Source organism: Asanoa sp. NPDC050611 (genome assembly GCF_040654855.1).
Classification (GTDB): domain Bacteria; phylum Actinomycetota; class Actinomycetes; order Mycobacteriales; family Micromonosporaceae; genus Asanoa.
Genome location: NZ_JBFAIU010000648.1, coordinates 1 through 1,886, shown reverse-complemented (window position 1 = coordinate 1,886; position 1,886 = coordinate 1). Strand labels below are relative to the sequence as shown.

The following is a 1,886-nucleotide window of genomic DNA, read 5'->3' as shown; positions in this document are numbered from 1 at the left end:
GGATGTCCACAGCGGACGGGAACGTCATCGACGCGTCCTCCGCCGCGGCTCGGCGAGGGTGGCCGGCGGGCGGCCATCCAGACCGACGCGTCCATCAACCCCGGCAACTCGGGTGGCCCTCTGGTCAACGCCCGCGGCGAGGTGGTCGGCGTCAACACGGCGATCGCGACGCTGGAGGGCGGCGGCAACATCGGCATCGGCTTCGCGATCCCGGTGGAGCGGGCCCGCGCCGCGGCACAGCAGATCATCAGCAACGGTGGATAGCGTCGAGCGATGCGGTTGCTCGTGGTGGAAGACGAGGAGGACCTGGCGACGGCCGTGCGTCTCGGCCTGACCCGGGCCGGTTACGCGGTCGACGTCGCGCCGGACGCCGCGGCCGCATACGACCGGCTCTCGTACACGGCCTATGACCTGATGCTCCTCGACGTTAACCTGCCGGACTCCGACGGCTTCGCGATGTGCCGGGCGATCCGCCGTGGCGACGTGCCGGTCGAGGGCGCCGGCGACCTGCGGATCCTGATGCTGACCGCGCGCGGCGCCCTGCGCGACCGGGTCCGCGGCCTCGACGAGGGCGCCGACGACTACCTGGTCAAGCCGTTCGCGCTGGCCGAGCTGCTGGCCCGGGTGCGGGCACTGCTCCGGCGTGACACGGGCGGCGTGGGCGCGGTGCTCACGGTCGGCCCGCTGACGCTGGACGCGGCCCGGCACGCGGCCAGCCGGGACGGCGCGCCGCTCGCGCTGACCAACAAGGAGTTCGGCGTCCTGGAGTACCTGATGACCCGCCCCGGGCACGTCGTGCCGGCGGAGGAACTGCTCGAGCACGTCTGGGACGAGAACGCCGACCCGTTCACCGAGACCGTCCGGGTCACCGTGGGCACGCTGCGGCGCAAGCTGGGCGGCGCGGCGATCGAGACGGTGATCGGGCGCGGCTACCGGCTCAAGGAGGCGGCGTGAAGCGGCTGACGCAGTCGATCCGGTTCCGCCTGACGGTGCTCTACTCGACGCTGCTCTTCGCGCTGGCGGCCACCGCCCTCGGCATCACCTACGTCGCGGTCGAGCGGGCTACCGACCCCAAGCCGGTCACCAAGCAGTTCGAGGCCGAGCTGGTCAAGCACGGCGTCCGGATCGGCACGCTCGAGGTGGCCGAGGTCGACCAGATCGAGTCGGCCGTCAACTTCGGCACGCTCCAGACGATGCGCAACTACTCGCTGTACGCCCTGGCCGGCCTGTTCGTCGCCAGCCTCGGCATCGGCTGGGTGCTCTCCGGCCGCGCGCTGCGCCCGGTCGGCGCGATCGCCCGCACCACCCGCGAGATCCAGGCGACCGACCTGTCCCGGCGGATCCGGCTCGGCGGCGCCCGCGACGAGCTGCGCGACCTGGCCGACACGATCGACTCGATGCTCGACCGGCTCGACGACGCGTTCCGCGCCCAGCGCGAGCTGATCGACGACGCCTCGCACGAGCTGCGCAGCCCGCTCGCGGTGATCCGGGCCAACCTGGACGCGTCGCTGATCGAGGCGCCCGAGGCGACCGAGGCCGAGCGCGCCCGGGCGGTCGCGGTCATCGACCGGGCCGCGACCCGGATGACCCGGTTGGTCGAGGACCTGCTGGCCACCGCTCGCCGGGACGCGGGCGGGCTGGTCGACACCGACCTCGACCTGGGTGCCGTGGCCCGCGAGGCGGGGGAGGAGTACGCCGCGGTGGCCGCCGCCAGCCGGGTCTTCCTGGCCTACGACGTGCGGCCCGGGCTGGTCCACATCGGCGACCACGACGCCCTGCGCCGCGCGGTCGGCAACCTGCTGTCCAACGCGGTGCGCCTGTCGCCCCTTCACGCCATGGCCGGTGGCACACGGTCGCGCGGATCCGGCGCCAGGCCACACGCTATC

The 1,886-nt window shown here is 73.5% G+C and carries 3 protein-coding genes; all 3 read left to right on the top strand.

The features are described 5' to 3' along the window. Window positions 1–264, top strand: a 264-nt coding sequence (locus tag AB0H87_RS41450; RefSeq protein WP_360159251.1) for a trypsin-like serine protease, incomplete at its 5' end; no start/stop codon positions are given. A 9-nt stretch (window positions 265–273) separates the two neighbouring features. Then, window positions 274–954, top strand: coding sequence for a response regulator transcription factor (locus tag AB0H87_RS41445; RefSeq protein ID WP_360159248.1), 681 nt, complete (start codon window positions 274–276; stop codon window positions 952–954). After that, on the top strand, window positions 951–1,886 hold a 936-nt coding region (locus tag AB0H87_RS41440; RefSeq protein ID WP_360159245.1), incomplete at its 3' end, for a HAMP domain-containing sensor histidine kinase. The genes AB0H87_RS41445 and AB0H87_RS41440, both read left to right, overlap by 4 nt.